Raw genomic sequence first — 16,657 nt, 5'->3', positions numbered from 1 at the left:
CCCGCCGGCCGCGCGCGGGCCCTCTTCCGGCCCCGCCGGCGGCGCGGAGCGGGAGGAGGGCCGGCGACTACTGTCGGGGCGCAGGTCCCACGAGCCGGGGGAGGATCCCGTGGCGGTCTCCAACCGCGTCAAGAGCGCCCTGACGACGACGGTGCTGGCGACCGCGGCCACCGGCTACCTCGCCGGCTGCGCCGTCGGCGGCGACGACGAGGGCGAGCAGGTCGCCTACTGCACGAACGAGGACGGCGAGATCGTCGACGACGACTTCTGCGACGACGGCTACCGCGGCGGCGGGCTGTTCTTCCTCTACCTGGGCGCCTTCGGCCGCGGCCTCCCGGTCGGCACGGTGCTGCCCGGCGGGGGCACGCGGATCGACCCGCGCGACACCACCGCCCGCCGCAACGCGGGGCTGCCGGCCAGCGGCAAGGTGACCAGCGGGACCCGGGTCAGCGGCGGCATCGGGTCGGGGACCGGCGGGCGCGCGGGCACCGGCGGGGGCAGTTGAGGCGCACCGGGTGAGGCGCATCGAGTCCGGCGTCGTCCGGCCCGGGTGGGAAGCCGAGATCGAGGCGCAGGGGCTGGTCTACAACCGCACCCACCTGCCCGGCGGCGAGTCGCGCAGCTACTGGCGCGAGGGCCCCTTCTACGACTTCACGATGGCCGAGGTGCAGCGGCTGGAAGGCTGGGTCGCGCAGCTGTTCGAGATGTGCGTGGCGGCCGGGGACCACGTCGTCGAGCACGACCTGTTCGGCCGGATGGGCATCCCGCCGATGGCGCGGCCGGAGATCCGCCGCACCTGGGAGTCCGAGCCGCCCAGCGTGTACGGCCGCTTCGACCTGCGCTACGACGGCACCGGCCCGCCGCAGCTGCTGGAGTTCAACGCCGACACCCCCACCGGCCTGGTCGAGTCCGCCGTCACCCAGTGGAACTGGCACCTGTTCACCGGCCAGGGTGGCGACCAGTGGAACGCGCTGCACGAGAAGCTCGTCGCCGCGTGGCAGCGCAACCTCCTGCGCTGGGAGCGGCGCACCGGCGTCCGGCCGCGGGTGCACCTGGCCTGGACCAGCGAGGAGGCCTCCGGTGAGGACCGGATGACCGTCGCCTACCTGATGGACACCGTCGTCCAGGCCGGTTACGAGGCGGTCGAGCTGGTCGTCGAGGACATCGTGCTCGACGACGGCGACGGCCGGTTCTACGACCAGCAGGGCCGCCACCTCGACGTCGTCTTCAAGCTCTACCCCTGGGAGTGGCTCGTCGAGGACGAGTTCGGCCCCGCCGTCCTCGCCGACGGCGCCCGCCCGGGCGGCACGACCTGGGTCGAGCCGCCCTACAAGATGCTCTGGAGCACCAAGGCGCTGCTGCCGGTGCTGTGGCAGCTGTTCGGCAGCGACCCGGTGCTCTCCCCGCTGCTGCTGCCCGCCTACTTCGCCGACGAGATGCCGGCGTCCTGGCGGACCTACGTGCGCAAGCCGCTGTGGGGGCGGGAGGGTGCCAACGTGGCGATCGTCCGGGACGGGCAGGTCGCGGTGGAGCTGCCCGGGCGCTACGGCACCGAGGGCTTCGTCGTCCAGGAGTTCGCCCCGCTGCCGGACTTCCCCGGCGTGGACGGCCCGCACCACCCGGTGCTCGGCGCCTGGGTGGTCGACGGGGAGCCGGCCGGGCTGGGCATCCGGGAGAGCGACGGGCTGGTGACCGACAACCTGAGCTTCTTCGTGCCGCACGCCATCGACCACCACGCTGCCTGGCCCGCCCACCGCGCCGCGGACGGCGGACCGGCCTAGGTTCGGGTCATGCCGTTGGAGGGTGAGTACGAGCCGAGCCCCGAGGCCTGGGTGCGCGAGCAGGTCGAGCGCTACGAGGCGACCGGGGGCCGGGAGGCCAACACGCTGCGCGACACCGGGCTGCCGGTGTGCATCTTCAGCACCCGGGGCGCGAAGAGCGGCAAGGTCCGCAAGCAGGCGCTGATGCGGGTCGAGCACGCGGGGGCCTACGCCATGGTCGGATCGCAGGGCGGAGCGCCGAGGGACCCCGCGTGGGTGGCCAACCTGCGCGCGTATCCCGACCAGGTGACCGTCCAGGACGGTCCCGAGCCCTGGGACGGCGTCGCCCGCGAGGTGACCGGCGAGGAGAAGGCGCAGTGGTGGGAGCGGGCGGTCGCCGCCTACCCGCCCTACGCCGAGTACCAGCGGAAGACCGACCGGGTCATCCCGGTGTTCGTCGTCGAGCGCGCGCAGCCGGCCAACCCGGCCTGACCCTCCGCGAGATCTGCACACTCGTCACCATCAGCGGCTGATGCCGACGAGTGTGCAGATCTCGCCGGGTCGCCGCGCGCCGGTCCCTGGCGCGGCCGGGTGGGGTGGGCCACACTCCGGCGCCGTCCGGTCCCCCGATTCACCCGAGGTGGTCCTCGTGCCCAGCATCGCCGAGACCTGCGCCCGCATCGCCGCCGAGCTGAACCCGCCCGGCCAGCCGTTCCGCTACACCTGCGAGGGCAACCGGGTGATCGGCACCTGGGACGTCGCCGACGTCAGCTACACGAACCTGGTGGCCGGCGGGACGATCGACATCGAATACGCGCTCACCGTGACACTCGACGAGACGTCGGGCACCTACGACTTCGTCGAGCGCAAGAGCGGGAGCGAGACGCGCGGCGGCCTCCGCCCCGACGGCTCGATCGGCTTCTCCGGCTCGAAGGACCTGTTCAGGGGCAAGAGCGTCGGCAAGCAGTGGGGCGGCGGCATCGCGCTGCGGGCGAACTCGCACGGCGAGGAGGGGTCCACCTGGAGCTACTCGTTCGAGACCTCGCGGATCAAGCAGCCGCTGTTCGACCTGCTCGCCGCCGCCGGATGGGAGCCCGCGAAGAAGGGCTTCCTCGCCCGCCTGTTCTCGCGCTGACCCGGCCCCGGTGCCGGGGGGCGCCGGGGCCTTCCATCAGAAGCCGACGACCTCGTGCGGCCGGTACGGCTCCTCGAGGCGCGCGATCTCCTCGGCGGTGAGCCGCAGGTCCACGGCGGCCACCGCGTCGTCGAGGTGGGCGTCCTTGGTGACGCCGACGATCGGCGCCGAGACCACCGGCTTGCTCAGCACCCAGGCCAGGGCCACCTGCGCCCGCGGCACCCCGCGGGCCGCCGCGACCTCGGCGACGCGCTCGACGACCGCGCGGTCCGAGGCCTCGTCGTAGAGCCGCTTGCCGAACTCGTCGGTCTGCGACCGGGCGGTGGCCTCGTCCCAGTCGCGGGTGAGCCGGCCGCGGGCCAGCGGGCTCCACGGGATGACGCCGATGCCCTGGTCGGCGCAGAGCGGGTGCATCTCCCGCTCCTCCTCCCGGTTGAGCAGGTTGTAGTGGTCCTGCATCGACACGAAGCGGTGCCAGCCGCGCTCCCCGGCCAGGTGCAGCGCCTTGGAGAACTGCCAGGCCCACATCGACGAGGCGCCGAGGTAGCGCACCTTCCCCGAGCGCACGGCGGAGTCCAGCGCCTCGAGGGTCTCCTCGATCGGGGTGTGCGGGTCCCAGCGGTGGATCTGGTAGAGGTCGACGTAGTCGGTGCCCAGCCGCCGCAGCGAGGCCTCGAGCTCGGCGAGGATCGCCTTGCGGGAGAGCCCCGCACCGTTGGGGCCCGGCCGCATCCGGCCGTGCACCTTGGTGGCGAGGACGACGTCCTCGCGGTCGGTGAAGTCGCGGATCGCGCGGCCGGTGATCTCCTCGCTGGAGCCGGCCGAGTAGACGTTCGCCGTGTCGAGGAAGGTGATGCCGGCGGCCAGCGCCTTCTCGATCAGCCGGCGGCTGTCCTCCTCCGGCAGGCTCCACGGGTGGGTGCCGCGCTGCGGATCGCCGAAGCTCATCATCCCCAGGCAGATCCGCGAGACCTGCAGGCCGGTGCTGCCCAGACGGGTGTACTCCATGGCCCCCACCCAACTCCCGCGCGCGGCCGGCTGCACGTCAGGGCAGCGTGGCGGCCACCCCGGGCAGCGCGGCGGCCACGGCGTCGGGGAGGTCGGTGAACGGCTCGGGGGCCACGACCCGTCTCGCGCCGCTGCCCTTCCACCGCCAGGTCCCCAGCGCCCGGCCGCCGTGCAGCACCGTCGGCCGGAACATCCCGTTGCCGCCGGGGACGATCCGGTCGGCGAACTGCGCCGGCACCACGCACGTGCGGTCGGCGTAGCCGAGCACCAGCTCGTCGAAGCCGGGCAGCAGCAGGACGGCGTCCTCCGCCTCGGCCCGGCACGCGGCCAGCCGGTCGGGCAGGTCCGGCGCCATGAGCAGCTCCCGGCCCTCGACCTCGACCGCGGCCAGCTCCGTCCGGACGGCGGCGATGCCGGCGCGGACGTCGCGCAGCGTCAGCCCGGACCAGCGGGCCAGGTCGGCGTCGGACGCGGGCCCGTGGCCGGTGAGGTAGCGGCGGGCCAGCTCGGCCAGGGCCTCCCCGCCGGAGAGCCGGCGCGGCTGCGGCACCCACTCGTCGAGCAGGACGAAGGCCTGCTCACCGCCGTCCACCGGGCCCATGCAGGTGGTGCCGGTCTGCGCCGCGTACCAGAGCAGGTGGTAGCCCCGCTGACCGCTCACGTCGACGGCCTCGCCGATCGCCGCGAGCAGCTCGGCGCGGCCCAGCCGCCGGCCCCCGGAGAGCGCCGTGACGGCCTGCTCGCGGGCCCGCTCCGCGTCGGCCTCGGTGAGGCCCAGGCCGGCCCGCCGCTTCGCCGCGCCGGCCAGCACGCGGGGGCCGCACAGCTCGAGCAGCCAGCGCAGGTCCGGCGCCGGGACCAGGTGCAGGGTGCCGCGCATCGGCCAGGAGCGGACCACCTCACCGGCGTCGAGCGCGGCCCGCACCCCGTCGAGCGACCGGTCCCGGGTCCGCAGCGCCACCGAGGTGAGCGCGCCCGGCAGGCCCTGGCCCTGGGCGCACAGCAGCTCCCGGACCGCGGAGGCGGCGTCCGCCGCCGGCGGGCCGGCCAGCCGCTGGGCGACCAGGCGGAGCAGGGCCAGCTCGCGCGTGGAGGTCGTCACGCCGGCAGGGTGCCACGGGCGGACGACGACCGGCGCTACGACCGGGACAGCTGGACGTACACCATGTCCTCGGCGTCGGGCTCGGTGGTCAGCGGCGTGAACCCGGCGCCGGCGGCCACCCGCAGGCTGGCGGTGTTGCCCGGGTCGATGCCGAGCACGAAGAGCTCGACGTCGGCGGTCTCGGGGGCGTCGACCAGCGCGCGCAGCGTGGCCCGGCCGTAGCCGCGGCCCCACCGCCCCGGGTCGACGACGTAGGCCGCGCCCATGCTGCGGCGGTCGTCGGTGGCGGTCACCTGCTCGGCCGCGGGGTCCCACGTCGTCCACCGGTCGTAGACGTCGCCGCCGATCTGCGCGACCGGCCGGTCGTCGGTGTCGACGGCCACGAACGTGTGGGTGCGCAGCACCCGCCGGCCGCGGAACTCCTCGAACGGCGGGACGCCGGTCCGCAGCGCCATCTCGCGCTCGGGCCACGACCGGTCCCCGAGGCGCCGCTGCACCTCCGGGTGGTCGAACCACGGCAGGACGGCGAGCAGCAGCTCCGGCTCGAGGGGCGCCAGTCGCACCTGGGGGAGGTCGGCCACCCCACCACCCTGCCGCCGGGCGGGCGGGAGCGCACCGCGGCGGCGCCCTGCCAGGATCGGCGGCGTGGACGCGCACGCCTGGGACGCCCGGTACGCCGAGAAGCAGCAGTGGTCCGGGGAGCCGAACGCGCTGGTCGCCGAGCTGCTCGCCGACGTCCCGCCCGGGACGGCGGTGGACCTGGCCGCGGGCGAGGGCCGGCACGCGCTGTGGCTGGCCGCCCGCGGCTGGCGGGTGACCGCCGTCGACTTCTCGGCCACCGGGCTGGCCCGCGGGCGCGGGCGAGCAGGGGCCGAGGGCGTGGACTGGGTGGCCGCCGACGTCCTGGCCTGGCCCGGCCCGGAGCGGCCGGTGGACCTCGTGCTCGTCGCCTACCTGCACCTCCCGCCACCGGACCTCGAGGACCTCCTGGCGCGTGCCGTCGGCTGGCTGCGGCCGGGCGGGCGGCTGCTGGTGCTCGGTCACGACGTCGAGAACGTCGAGCGCGGGGTGGGTGGCCCGCAGGAGCCGGCGATCCTGCACGGCGTCGAGCGCTTCGCCGGCGTGGCGGCGCTGCTCGACGTCGACCGGCTCGAGCAGGTGACCCGGCAGACGCCGGCCGGGACCGCGCTGGACACGCTGCTGTCGGGACGCCGGCCGGCGACGTAGCGTTGCGTCCCGTGATGGGCATGGGTGGCGCGGGCGGGCCCGACGCCGAGCGGCGCCGGCGGATCGTCGCCGCGGTCGTGGTGCTGGCGATGCTGCTCGCGGTCCTCGCGACGGCGCTCTCCCTCGTCCTGGGCTGACGGGGGACCGCACCGGCGCGCCGGTGGCGACACGCGCAGCCGCCGCTGCCCTCCGACCGGCCCCTGGGCCCTTGGTCCCTGGCCCCCCGGGGAACGGCGAGGCACCGTATGGCCGCGCCGGTCGGGGGACTGGAGCCGGTGACGGGCAGGCAGGGGGAGGACGACGGATGACGCGAGTGCTGGCCAGGACGTCGGACGACGACGCCGCGGTCGACCAGGCGGTCGTGCGGCTCACCGACGAGTTCCGCTCCACGCTCCGCCCGCAGGTGATCGGCACCGTCGTCCGCAGCTGCCGCCGCGACCTCAGCGGCGTACCGGCCACCGCGCTCCCCGAGCTGGTGGAGCGGCTGGCCCGCGCCCGCCTGGAGTCGGAGACCCGCTCGGCTTGACCTCGAGTGCACGTGAGGCGGTTGCCTCGGGTGCATGCGAGCCATCCGACTGCACGAGTTCGGCGCCCCCGACCGCCTCGTCCTCGACGAGCTGCCCGACCTGGCACCCGGACCGGGGCAGGTCCGCATCGCGGTCGAGGCCGCCGGGGTCCACCTGGTCGACACCACGCTGCGCCGCGGCGACCCCGGTCCGGTGTCGCTGCCGCTGCCCGCGCTGCCGACCGTCCCGGGGCGGGAGGTCGCCGGCGTGGTCGACGCGCTCGGGGACGGCGTCGACCCGGCCTGGCTCGGCCGGCGGGTCGTCGCCCACCTCGGGCCGGTCCCCGGTGGTTACGCCGAGCAGGCCGTCACCGCCGTCGACGGGCAGCTGTTCGCCCTGCCCGAGCGGGTCGGGTGGGCCGACGCGGTCGCCGCCGTGGCCACGGGGCGCACGGCGCTGGGCGTGCTGGAGCTGGAGCCGCCGTCCGCGGACGACGTCGTCCTGGTGCCCTCGGCGGCCGGCGGGATGGGGTGGCTGCTCGTACAGGCGGCCCGGGCGGCCGGCGCCACCGTGGTGGCCGCCGCCGGCGGTCCGGGCAAGGTCGCCCGGCTCGCGGAGCTGGGCGCGGACCTGGTCGTCGACTACACCGCAGCCGGCTGGGACGAGCGGGTCCGCGCGGCGACCGGCGGGGTGACGCTGGTCTACGACGGCGTGGGCGGGGCGGTCGGCCGGTGCGCGCTGGAGCTGCTGCGCCCCGGCGGGCGGCTGGTGCTGTTCGGGTACTCGGCGGGCAGCCCGACGCGGTTCGACACCGGTGACGTCGTCCGGCTGGGGATCACCGCCGGGTGGTCGCTCGGGCCGCGGATGGTCGCGCTGCCCGGCGGCATCCCGGGCCTGGCCGGCCGCGCGCTGGAGCGGGTGGCCGCCGGTGCCTGGCGGCCGCTGGTCAGCGAGTACCCGCTGGCCGACGCGGCCCGCGCCCACGCCGACCTCGAGCAGCGCCGGACCGCGGGCAAGGTGGTGCTGCGCACCGGCTGACACCGCGTTGCCCGGATCCGGACACTGTCCGGGTGGGTTACGTCGACGTCAGCGGGATCCGGCACACCCTGTCCGACGGGCGGGTGCTGCTGCACGACGTGTCGTTCCGGGTGGGCGAGGGCGCCCGCGCCGCTCTCGTCGGGGAGAACGGCGCCGGGAAGACGACGCTGCTGCGGATCGTCGCCGGGGACCTCGTCCCCGAGGACGGCGCCGTCGCCCGCGCGGGCGGTCTCGGCGTGATGCGCCAGTTCATCGGCTCGGTGCGCGACGACACGACCGTGCAGCGGTTCCTGGTCGACCTCTCGCCGCCCGCCGTGCGCGCGGCCTGGGACGCGCTCGAGGCCGCCGAGCTCACCCTGATGGAGACCGACGACGAGCCTGCCCAGCTCGCCTACGCCGACGCGCTCGGCGCGTGGGGGGACGCCGGCGGGTACGACGCCGAGGTCACCTGGGACACCGTGACCGTCGCCGCGCTCGGCGTTCCCTACGACCGGTGCAAGTACCGGGAGCTGTCCACGCTGTCCGGTGGGGAGCAGAAGCGGCTGGCGCTCGAGGCGCTGCTGCGCGGACCCGACGAGGTGCTGCTGCTCGACGAGCCGGACAACTACCTCGACGTCCCCGGCAAGCGCTGGCTGGAGAAGCGGCTGCGGGAGACCCGCAAGACGGTGCTGTTCGTCAGCCACGACCGGGAGCTGCTGGCCCGGGTGGCCGATCGCGTGGTCACCGTCGAGGGCGGGACGGCGTGGGTGCACGGCGGCGGCTTCGCGACCTACCCGGCGGCGCGGACGGCGCGGCACGAGCGGCTGGCCGAGGTCCGCCGCCGGTGGGAGGAGGAGCACCAGCGGCTGGTCGACCTCGTGCGGACGCTGCAGCAGCAGGCGGCCAACTCCCCGGACATGGCCAGCCGGTACTCCGCGGCGCAGACCCGGCTGGCGAAGTTCGAGGCGGCCGGCCCGCCGCCGGACCGGCCCCCGCAGCAGGAGGTGGCGATGCGGCTGCGCGGCGGGCGGACCGGCGTGCGGGCGGTCGTGGCCGAGCAGTTGGAGCTCACCGGCCTGATGCGGCCGTTCGACGTGGAGCTCTGGTACGGCGACCGGGTCGGCGTCCTCGGCGCCAACGGCGCCGGCAAGTCGCACTTCCTGCGGCTGCTGGCCGGGCAGGAGGTGGCGCACACCGGCGACTGGCGGCTGGGCGCGCGCGTCGTCCCCGGGCTGTTCGCGCAGACCCACGCCCACCCGGAGTGGCTGGACCGCACGCCGGTGGACCTGCTCTGGCACGGCGAGCCCGGACGGCCCGGCGTCGACCGGGGGCGGGCGATGGCCGCACTGCGCCGGTACGGACTGGCCGAGTCCGGCGACCAGCTCTTCCGCACGCTGTCGGGCGGGCAGCAGGCCCGGTTCCAGGTGCTGATGCTCGAGCTGTCGGGGGCGACCCTGCTGCTGCTCGACGAGCCGACCGACAACCTCGACGTGCTCTCGGCCGAGTCGCTGGAGGAGGCGCTGGCCGCCTTCGACGGGACGGTGCTCGCGGTGACGCACGACCGCTGGTTCGCCCGCTCGTTCGACCGGTTCCTGGTCTTCGGCGCCGACGGGCGGGTGTACGAGTCGGCCGAGCCGGTCTTCGACGAGGCACGGGTGGCCCGGGCCCGCTGAGCGGAGGGGGCGGTCGCACCGACCGCGGCAGATGAGGCATAGTGGCACCGGGAATCATTACCGTTGCCACTCTGGAGTACCTCATGCGCCGCCAGTCCCGTACCGCCGTCCTGGCCCTGGCCGGGGCCGCCACGCTCGTCCTCGCCGCCTGCGGGGCGGACGGGGGCGGCGGGGTCACCACCAGCGAGGGCGACGCCGACGCCTGCCCCGGCGAGGTCGTCGACGTCGTCGTCTCCGTGGGTCAGTGGGGCGACGTCGTCGAGTCGCTGGGTGGCGACTGCGCGACGGTGACGACCGTGATCAGCTCGACCGCGGTCGACCCGCACGACTTCGAGCCGACCACCGGGGACATCGCGGCCTTCGAGGAGGCCGGGCTCGTGGTGCTCAACGGCGCCGACTACGACCACTGGGCGGCCGACGCGGCGGGCAACGTGAACCCGGCCCCCGTCGTGCTCGACCTCGCCGAGGTCGTCGGCATCGAGACCGAGGAGCACGCCGAGGAGGAGGGCGAGCACGCCGAGGACGAGCACGGGGACGAGGAGGAGCACGCCGAGGAGGACGGCCACGGCCACGGCGGCGTCAACCCGCACATCTGGTACTCCCCGGACCACGTGCAGCAGGCCGCCGGCGCGATCACGGCAGAGCTCAGCGAGCTCTCGCCGGACGCGGCCGACTACTTCGCCGAGCGGGCCGCCGCCTGGGAGGCGGAGATGCAGCCCTACCTCGACGAGATCGAGAGCCTGCGGACCGCCGCGGAGGGGCGCAGCTACCTGGCCACCGAGTCGGTCTTCGAGTACATGGCCGAGGCGATCGGCCTGACCGACGTCACGCCCGAGGGCTACCGCGACGCGGCGAGCAACGAGACCGACCCGGCGCCCGGTGACGTCGCCGCCTTCCAGTCGACCCTGGAGGCCGGCGAGGCCGACGTCCTGATCTACAACAGCCAGACCGAGGGCAGCGTGCCCGAGCAGCTGCGGTCGACCGCCGAGGACGCCGGCGTGCCGGTCGTCGAGGTCACCGAGTCCGTCCCGGACGACGAGGGGTCCTTCGTCGACTGGCAGCTGGCCCAGTTGCGGGCCCTGTCGGCCGTCTTCCAGGCCTGAGGCGTAGAAAAAGGGGGCGGCGCGCCCGGCGCCGCCCCCGCCGGTCGGCAAGAGGAGAAGCGTGTCCGAGTCGAAGAACCGCGAGCGCGCCCGGGGCACCGGCCGGGTCCTGCGGCGCACCGCCGGGGCCGTCGCCAGCGGGGTGGCCGGGGTCCTGGTGGTCCGCCTGGCGGAGGGCAGCGAGCCCGGCAGCCTGCCCCGCAAGGCCGCCGTCGGCGCGACGCGGTGGGGGATCGTGGCCTCCCGCCGGGCCCGCGCCTATGCCGACCTGGGCGAGACGGTCCCGCCGCCGGCCCGGGGCACGGACGCCCACACGCACGAGCACTGATGCCGCCGGTCGTCGTCGCCGACGCCGGCGGGCGCGTCCGGCTGCACGTCGGCGAGCTGACCGGGTCGCCGTCGCGCGCGGTCGCCGTCGAGGACGCCCTCGACGAGGTCGAGGGGGTGCTCGCGGTCCAGGCCTTCCCGGTGACCGCGCACGTGGTCGTGTGGCTGGCCGCCGACGCCGACCGGGACGCCGTCCTCGCCGCGGTCGCGAAAGGCGTGGCGGCCCCCGCCGACGCGGTCGCGACCCGGGAGCCGCGCTCGGCCGACGTCGCCAACGGCGACCTCGTGCGGATCGTCGTGGGCGGCGCCGCGCTGGTGCTGCTGGGGGTGCGCCGCTACGGCTTCGGCCGCCCGCCCCTGCTGACCGGCCGCGGCCGCGCGGCGGCGACCGCGTTGACGATCTTCACCGGTTACCCCTTCGTCAAGGGTGCGGCGGGGGCGCTGGCGGGCAAGCGCTCGGCCGGCACGGACGCGCTGGTCACCGCGGCGACGGTCGCCAGCCTGCTGCTGCGCGAGAACGTCGTCGCCCTCACCGTGCTGTGGCTGCTCAACATCGGCGAGTGGTTGCAGACCCTCACCCTGCGCCGCACCCGCCGGGCGATCGCCGACCTGCTCGCCGGCAGCGCGTCGGCGGCGTGGATCCGGCTGCCCGACGGCACCGAGGTCCAGGTGGACGTGGGCCGGCTGCGGGTCGGGGACCTGGTCGTCGTCCACGAGCAGGTGGCGCTCCCCGTCGACGGCGAGGTCGTCGAGGGCGAGGGCGTCGTCGACCAGGCCGCGATCACCGGCGAGCCGCTGCCCGTCGCCGTCGCGCCGGGGACCCACGTCCACGCCGGCTCGGTGAATCTGCGCGGGCGGATCGTCGTCCGCGCCTCGGCGACCGGGTCCGACACCGCGATCGGCCGGATCATCGCCCGCGTCGAGGCGGCGCAGGACGACCGCGCCCCGATCCAGACCGTCGCCGACTCCTTCTCCCGGCGCTTCGTGCCCGCGTCCTTCGCGCTGTCCGCGCTGACCTGGGCGGTCACCGGGGACGTCCGCCGGGCCATGACCATGCTGCTCATCGCCTGCCCCTGCGCGGTCGGCCTGTCCACCCCGACGGCGGTCAGCGCCGCCATCGGCAACGGCGCCTCCCGCGGCGTGCTGGTCAAGGGCGGCGCGCACCTCGAGGCGGCCGGGCGGGTGGACGCCGTCGTGTTCGACAAGACGGGCACGCTCACCGTCGGCCGGCCCGTCGTCACCAACGTCGTCTCCTTCTCCGACGGCTGGACGCCCGAGCAGGTGCTCGGCTACGCCGCCAGCTCGGAGATCCACTCCCGGCACCCGCTCGCGCAGGCCGTCATCCGCTCCACCGAGGAGCGGCACGTCTTCATCCCGCCGCACGAGGAGTGCGAGGTCCTGCTCGGCCTGGGGATGCGCACGCAGGCCGACGGCCGGGTGCTGCTGCTCGGCAGCGAGCCGCTGATGGCCGCCGAGGGTGTGCCGGTGGCGGACGACGCCCGGACGTGGCTCGCGGATCTGCGGGCGGCGGGGGAGACCCCGCTGCTGCTCGCGGTGGACGGCGAGCTGGTCGGCCTGGTGAGCCTGCGCGACGAGATCCGGCCGGAGTCCGCGGAGGTGCTGGCGGCTCTGCAGGCCTCCGGGGTGCGCCGGATCGTCATGCTCACCGGTGACCACGCGGTCACTGCCGCCGCCGTCGCCGCGGAGCTCGGCATCGACGAGTGGCGCGCGGAGTCGCTGCCGGAGGACAAGCAGGACGTCGTCACCGCGCTCCGGGCTGCCGGCTACACGGTGGCCGTGGTGGGGGACGGGACCAACGACGCGCCGGCCCTGGCCGCCGCGGACATCGGCATCGCGATGGGGATCTCCGGCACCGACGTGGCGGTGGAGACCGCCGACGTCGCCCTGGTCGGGGACGACCTGCGCCGGCTGCTGGACCTGCGCGACCTCGGCGGCCGCACCCTGCAGGTGGTCCGGCAGAACTACGGGTTGTCCATCGCGGTCAACGGCGTCGGGCTGCTGCTCGGCGCCGGGGGAGCGCTGTCCCCGGTGCTCGCGGCGGTCCTGCACAACGCCTCGAGCGTGGCCGTGGCCGGCAACTCGGCCCGCCTGGTGCGCTACCGCCGCCCGTAGCCGGACAGTGCACCGTCGATGCGGCCGCTGGTGAGGGCGAGCACGGTGTCGACACGCTCGACGGCGGCCGGCTCGTGCGTGGCGTGCACGACGACGGCGCCGCGCCCGGCCTCCGCGGCCAGCGCCTGCAGCACGGCCTGCTGGGTGGCGGCGTCCACCCCGGCGGTCGGCTCGTCGACCAGCAGGACGTCGGCCCGCGCGACCAGTCCCTGGGCCAGCAGGGCACGCTGCCGCTGGCCGCCGGAGACGCCCGACAGCGGCGCCACCAGCAGGTCGGTGAGGCCCAGGTGCCCGGCCGCCTCCGCGACCAGGGCCCGGTCGGCCGCACGCAGCCGCCGCCACGGACCCCGCTCGCGCCACCGCCCCATGGCGATCGTGTCCCCGACGGTCAGCGGCAGGTGGTCGGGCACGGCGCTGCGCTGGGGGACGTAGGCGACCGTGCGTCCGCACAGCCCGTCGACCCGGCCGGCACTGGGGCGCAGGACGCCGGCGAGGACGTCGAGCAGGGTCGACTTGCCCGCGCCGTTGGCCCCGACGACGGCGGTCACCGCCGAGGCGGGCAGGCGGGCGCACACCCCGTCGAGCGCCAGGGTCTAGCCGCGGCGCACGCTGAGGTCGTCGAGCTCGATCGCGGCGGCAGGCACCGGGCCACCCTAGCAAGAGCGAGAATCGTTCCCGTTACGCTCGCCCGGTGTCCTGGCTCCTCGACCCCTTCACGGTCCCGTTCATGCAGCGCGCGCTCCTCGGGGGCGTCCTCGCCGCGGTGACGTGCGCCGTCGTCGGCACCTGGGTCGTCGTCCGGGGCATGGCGTTCCTGGGGGAGGCGCTGTCGCACGGGATGCTCCCCGGCGTCGCGGTCGCGACGCTGACCGGCTGGCCCCCCGGTGGCCGGGGCCGCGGTCAGTGCCGGCCTCATGAGCATCGGGGTCGGCGTCGTGGCCCGCCGGGCCCGGCTGTCGTCCGACACCGCGATCGGGCTGCTCTTCGTCGGCATGCTCGCGCTGGGCGTGCTGATCGTGTCGCGGTCCAGGTCGTTCGCCACCGACGTCACCGCGATCCTGTTCGGCGACGTGCTCGCCGTGCGGCGCTCGGACCTGGTGCTGCTGGCCGTCGGCCTCGTGGTCCTCGGCGCGGTGTGCCTGCTGTTCCACCGGGCCTTCGTGGCCCTGAGCTTCGACGAGCGCACCGCTGCCACGCTCGGTCTGCGGCCGCGCCTGGCGCACGCCGTCATGGTGCTGGCCGTCAGCGCCGCGGTGGTGGTGTCCTACCAGGCGCTGGGCACCCTCCTCGTGGTCGCGCTGCTGCTGGCCCCCGCTGCGGCGGCCCGCCAGTGGACCCGCCGGCTGCCCTCGACCATGGCGCTGGGGGCCCTGGCCGGCGCGCTCGCCGTCGTCGGCGGCCTCCTCCTCTCCTGGCACGCCGGCACCGCCGGTGGAGCCTCCATCGCCTCCTGCGCGGTCGCCCTGGTGGCCCTCTCGGTCGCTGCACGCGCCGCCGTCCCGCGCTGATCCCCCTCGATGTCAGGAGCTCCCGTGTCCCGCCCCTCCCGCCGCCCTCCCGGGCGGCGTCCCCGCTCCCGTGCCGCCGCCGGCGCCCTCGCCGGCGTCCTGCTGGTCGCCGGCTGCGGCTCCGACGGCGGAGCCGACGACGCCGCTTCCTCGTCGACCGAGCCGGCCGACGACCACGGGTACGTCGCCGGTGCCGAGGAGCTCCCCGAGCCGCAGCTCCAGCTGGCCTACCTCGACGAGGCAGGGTCCGTGCACGCCCTGGACCTGCTGACCGAGGAGGCCACCGCGCTGGGAGAGGTGGGGGACGTGTCCGCGGTCGCCACCGACGGGCGCTTCGTCTTCGCGGCGTCGGAGCCGGCCGGTGAGCTCACCGTGGTCGACACCGGCACGTGGACCGTCGACCACGGCGACCACGTGCACTACTACCGGGCCCCGCGCGGGTCACCGGCACGCTGGACTGGGACGGCGGGATCCGGGCGGCCTCCTCGGAGACGCTGACCGCCCTCTTCTCGCCCGACACCGGGACCGGCGTCGTCCTCGACCGGGCGTCCCTCGGGCAGGGGGAGGTGGAGGAGCTCACCCGCGTGCGCAGCGAGCCGCACGACGGTGCCCTGGTGCCGCTGGGGCGCCGGCTGGTCGCGACCACGGCCGACTCGGTGATCGCCCTGGACGCCGACGGCGAGCCGCTGGGCGCCGAGGCCGAGTGTGCCGAGCCGCGCGGCGGGCACCCGACGCGGGTCGGTGTGGTGGTGTCCTGCGCCGACGGCGCCGTCCTGGCCACCGAGTCGGACGACGGGCTGGAGTTCGAGCGCATCCCCTATCCGGAGCCCGTGCCCGACGAGGAGCGCGCCGGCGCCTTCGACAACCGGCCCGGCCGGCCCGTCGTGGCCGCCGTGGCGGGTCAGCGGGGCGTCTGGGTGCTCGACACCCGGGCACGCAGCTGGGAGCTCCTGCCCACCGACACGCCCTGGGTGCGGGCGGTGGCGGCCAGCGATCCCGACGACCGGGTCGTCGGGATCGACAGCGCCGGGCGGGTCGTCGTCCTCACGCCGGGCGAGCCGGTGGCGGCCACCGAGCCGCTGCTGCCGGTCGACCGGCTGGACGAGGTGGACCTGCAGGTCGACGCGAACCGGGCGTACGTCAACGACCCCGCCGGCAACATGCTGCTGGAGATCGACTACGCCGACGGCGCCCGCCTTGCGCGGACCTTCCCGGCCGAGGTCGCGCCCGTCCACCTCGCGGAGACCGGGCGATGAGGCGGCTCGCGGGAGCGCTCGCCGGCGCCCTGCTGGCGGCGGCGGCACTGGCCGGGTGCGGCACCGACGGGGACGGCCGGCCGCTGGTCGTGGTCACCACGAACATCCTCGGCGACGTCGTCGCCGAGCTCGTCGGCGACCAGGCCGAGGTGGTGACGCTCATGCCTCCGGGTGCCGACCCGCACTCCTTCGAGGTGTCGGCGCAGGAGGCCGCCCGGATGCGCGAGGCCGACCTGCTGGTCGCGAACGGGCTCGGCCTGGAGGAGGGCGTCGCCCGCCACGTCGAGGCGGCGCGCGAGGACGGCGTCCGGGTGGTGGAGGCCGGCGACTCGGTGCAGCCCGTCGAGTGGACCGCCGAGGACGAATCGGGCACCGATCCGCACTTCTGGACCGATCCCGGGCAGATGCTCGCCGTGGTCGACGCGCTCGGCGCCGACCTCGCCGGGGTCGACGGCATCGACGCCGACCGGCTGGCCGAGGACGTCGCGAGCTACCGCGCCGAGGTCACCGACCTGGAGGCGTGGATGGCCGAGCAGTTCGCCCTGATCCCGCCCGGCCGGCGGAACCTGGTGACCAACCACCACGTCTTCGGCTACCTCGCCGAGCGCTTCGGGTTCACGGTCGTCGGCGCGGTGATCCCCAGCGGCACGACCCTGGCCTCGCCCAGCGCCAGCGACCTGGACGAGCTGGCCACGGCCGTGCGCGAGGCGGGGGTGCGCACCGTCTTCGCCGACTCCTCGCAACCCGACCGCCTGGTGCAGGTGCTCGCCGAGCAGGCCGGTCTGGACGTCGCCGTCGTCCCGCTGTTCACCGAGTCGCTCACCGCCGCGGGCGGGGGAGCCGAGACCTACCTGCAGATGATGCGGGCCAACACCGAGGACATCGTGGCGGGCCTGCGGTGA

Annotated in this window: 20 protein-coding genes and 1 pseudogene; 17 read left to right on the top strand and 4 right to left on the bottom strand. The window is 75.8% G+C overall.

Annotated features, from left to right (window positions below; all coding sequences use genetic code 11):
• Positions 1 to 109 precede the first annotated feature (109 nt).
• The 4 genes from ACK586_RS09520 (at position 110) to ACK586_RS09505 (ending at position 2,895) form a co-directional block, all read left to right on the top strand.
• On the top strand, positions 110 to 505 hold the full coding sequence (locus ACK586_RS09520; RefSeq protein ID WP_409330231.1) for a hypothetical protein: 396 nt from the start codon (positions 110 to 112) through the stop codon (positions 503 to 505).
• Positions 506 to 515: 10 nt separating this feature from the next.
• Entirely contained in the window at positions 516 to 1,781 is a 1,266-nt protein-coding gene (locus ACK586_RS09515; RefSeq protein WP_409330230.1) for a glutathionylspermidine synthase family protein, read from the top strand.
• A gap of 9 nt (positions 1,782 to 1,790) precedes the next feature.
• A complete protein-coding gene (locus ACK586_RS09510; RefSeq protein ID WP_409330229.1) occupies positions 1,791 to 2,252 on the top strand; it encodes a nitroreductase family deazaflavin-dependent oxidoreductase in 462 nt (153 codons plus the stop codon).
• A gap of 157 nt (positions 2,253 to 2,409) precedes the next feature.
• Positions 2,410 to 2,895: a hypothetical protein gene (locus tag ACK586_RS09505; RefSeq protein ID WP_409330228.1), complete on the top strand. Its 486-nt coding sequence runs from the start codon at positions 2,410 to 2,412 to the stop codon at positions 2,893 to 2,895.
• A 36-nt stretch (positions 2,896 to 2,931) separates the two neighbouring features.
• On the opposite strand, the gene ACK586_RS09500 is transcribed toward ACK586_RS09505, so the two are convergent.
• Genes ACK586_RS09500 through ACK586_RS09490 form a run of 3 tightly spaced genes read right to left on the bottom strand, consistent with a single transcriptional unit; the run spans position 2,932 to position 5,586 of the window.
• Positions 2,932 to 3,903 (bottom strand): aldo/keto reductase, encoded by a 972-nt coding sequence (locus ACK586_RS09500; protein WP_409330227.1) that lies wholly within the window; start codon positions 3,901 to 3,903, stop codon positions 2,932 to 2,934.
• Positions 3,904 to 3,940: 37 nt separating this feature from the next.
• Positions 3,941 to 5,005 carry a winged helix DNA-binding domain-containing protein gene (locus ACK586_RS09495; RefSeq protein WP_409330226.1) on the bottom strand — a complete coding sequence of 355 codons (1,065 nt, stop codon included), beginning with the start codon at positions 5,003 to 5,005 and terminating at the stop codon, positions 3,941 to 3,943.
• 35 nt (positions 5,006 to 5,040) lie between these two features.
• Complete coding sequence (locus ACK586_RS09490) at positions 5,041 to 5,586, bottom strand: GNAT family N-acetyltransferase (protein ID WP_409330225.1); 546 nt, start codon at positions 5,584 to 5,586, stop codon at positions 5,041 to 5,043.
• A gap of 64 nt (positions 5,587 to 5,650) precedes the next feature.
• Between ACK586_RS09490 and ACK586_RS09485 the strand changes: the two genes are divergently transcribed.
• The 8 genes from ACK586_RS09485 (at position 5,651) to ACK586_RS09450 (ending at position 12,991) form a co-directional block, all read left to right on the top strand.
• Positions 5,651 to 6,232, top strand: a complete 582-nt coding sequence (locus ACK586_RS09485) for a class I SAM-dependent methyltransferase (protein WP_409330224.1) — start codon at positions 5,651 to 5,653, stop codon at positions 6,230 to 6,232.
• 11 nt (positions 6,233 to 6,243) lie between these two features.
• A complete protein-coding gene (locus ACK586_RS09480; RefSeq protein ID WP_409330223.1) occupies positions 6,244 to 6,369 on the top strand; it encodes a hypothetical protein in 126 nt (41 codons plus the stop codon).
• A gap of 167 nt (positions 6,370 to 6,536) precedes the next feature.
• Positions 6,537 to 6,758: a three-helix bundle dimerization domain-containing protein gene (locus tag ACK586_RS09475; protein ID WP_409330222.1), complete on the top strand. Its 222-nt coding sequence runs from the start codon at positions 6,537 to 6,539 to the stop codon at positions 6,756 to 6,758.
• Positions 6,759 to 6,792: 34 nt separating this feature from the next.
• Positions 6,793 to 7,776 (top strand): zinc-binding dehydrogenase, encoded by a 984-nt coding sequence (locus ACK586_RS09470; protein ID WP_409330221.1) that lies wholly within the window; start codon positions 6,793 to 6,795, stop codon positions 7,774 to 7,776.
• A 32-nt stretch (positions 7,777 to 7,808) separates the two neighbouring features.
• Positions 7,809 to 9,428 (top strand): ABC-F family ATP-binding cassette domain-containing protein, encoded by a 1,620-nt coding sequence (locus tag ACK586_RS09465; protein ID WP_409330220.1) that lies wholly within the window; start codon positions 7,809 to 7,811, stop codon positions 9,426 to 9,428.
• Positions 9,429 to 9,511: 83 nt separating this feature from the next.
• Positions 9,512 to 10,531: a metal ABC transporter solute-binding protein, Zn/Mn family gene (locus ACK586_RS09460; protein WP_409330219.1), complete on the top strand. Its 1,020-nt coding sequence runs from the start codon at positions 9,512 to 9,514 to the stop codon at positions 10,529 to 10,531.
• A 61-nt stretch (positions 10,532 to 10,592) separates the two neighbouring features.
• A complete protein-coding gene (locus ACK586_RS09455; RefSeq protein ID WP_409330218.1) occupies positions 10,593 to 10,859 on the top strand; it encodes a hypothetical protein in 267 nt (88 codons plus the stop codon).
• Positions 10,859 to 12,991 carry a heavy metal translocating P-type ATPase gene (locus ACK586_RS09450; RefSeq protein WP_409330217.1) on the top strand — a complete coding sequence of 711 codons (2,133 nt, stop codon included), beginning with the start codon at positions 10,859 to 10,861 and terminating at the stop codon, positions 12,989 to 12,991. The genes ACK586_RS09455 and ACK586_RS09450 overlap by 1 nt, the downstream gene beginning before the upstream one ends.
• Here the strand turns inward: ACK586_RS09450 and aztA are convergent.
• Positions 12,976 to 13,566, bottom strand: coding sequence for a zinc ABC transporter ATP-binding protein AztA (gene aztA, locus ACK586_RS09445; protein WP_409330216.1), 591 nt, complete (start codon positions 13,564 to 13,566; stop codon positions 12,976 to 12,978). The two genes, ACK586_RS09450 and aztA, sit on opposite strands and share 16 nt — an antisense overlap.
• Positions 13,567 to 13,718: 152 nt before the next feature.
• On the opposite strand from aztA, the pseudogene ACK586_RS09440 reads away from it, so the two are divergent.
• The 5 genes and pseudogenes from ACK586_RS09440 to aztC form a co-directional block, all read left to right on the top strand.
• Positions 13,719 to 13,853: pseudogene (locus ACK586_RS09440) on the top strand (metal ABC transporter permease); the annotation flags it as partial.
• Positions 13,854 to 13,875: 22 nt separating this feature from the next.
• Complete coding sequence (locus tag ACK586_RS09435) at positions 13,876 to 14,499, top strand: iron chelate uptake ABC transporter family permease subunit (protein ID WP_409330215.1); 624 nt, start codon at positions 13,876 to 13,878, stop codon at positions 14,497 to 14,499.
• A 24-nt stretch (positions 14,500 to 14,523) separates the two neighbouring features.
• A complete protein-coding gene (locus tag ACK586_RS09430) occupies positions 14,524 to 14,997 on the top strand; it encodes a hypothetical protein (RefSeq protein WP_409330214.1) in 474 nt (157 codons plus the stop codon).
• Positions 14,889 to 15,755: a hypothetical protein gene (locus ACK586_RS09425; protein WP_409330213.1), complete on the top strand. Its 867-nt coding sequence runs from the start codon at positions 14,889 to 14,891 to the stop codon at positions 15,753 to 15,755. The genes ACK586_RS09430 and ACK586_RS09425 overlap by 109 nt, the downstream gene beginning before the upstream one ends.
• Positions 15,752 to 16,657: a zinc ABC transporter substrate-binding protein AztC gene (aztC, locus tag ACK586_RS09420; protein ID WP_409330212.1), complete on the top strand. Its 906-nt coding sequence runs from the start codon at positions 15,752 to 15,754 to the stop codon at positions 16,655 to 16,657. The genes ACK586_RS09425 and aztC overlap by 4 nt, the downstream gene beginning before the upstream one ends.

The organism is Trujillonella humicola (assembly GCF_046233715.1).
Lineage (GTDB): Bacteria > Actinomycetota > Actinomycetes > Mycobacteriales > Geodermatophilaceae > Trujillonella > Trujillonella humicola.
Note: the sequence above shows the minus strand (reverse complement) of the source record. Positions and strands in the feature narration are given on the sequence as shown.

Bases quoted from the DNA above. Each gene is read 5' to 3' on its own strand.
- ACK586_RS09510 (WP_409330229.1), top strand. From the start codon at position 1,791: ATGCCGTTGGAGGGTGAGTACGAGCCGAGCCCCGAGGCCTGGGTGCGC.
- ACK586_RS09500 (WP_409330227.1), bottom strand. From the start codon at position 3,903: ATGGAGTACACCCGTCTGGGCAGCACCGGCCTGCAGGTCTCGCGGATC.
- ACK586_RS09475 (WP_409330222.1), top strand. From the start codon at position 6,537: ATGACGCGAGTGCTGGCCAGGACGTCGGACGACGACGCCGCGGTCGAC.
- ACK586_RS09470 (WP_409330221.1), top strand. From the start codon at position 6,793: ATGCGAGCCATCCGACTGCACGAGTTCGGCGCCCCCGACCGCCTCGTC.
- ACK586_RS09460 (WP_409330219.1), top strand. From the start codon at position 9,512: ATGCGCCGCCAGTCCCGTACCGCCGTCCTGGCCCTGGCCGGGGCCGCC.
- ACK586_RS09450 (WP_409330217.1), top strand. From the start codon at position 10,859: ATGCCGCCGGTCGTCGTCGCCGACGCCGGCGGGCGCGTCCGGCTGCAC.
- aztC (WP_409330212.1), top strand. From the start codon at position 15,752: ATGAGGCGGCTCGCGGGAGCGCTCGCCGGCGCCCTGCTGGCGGCGGCG.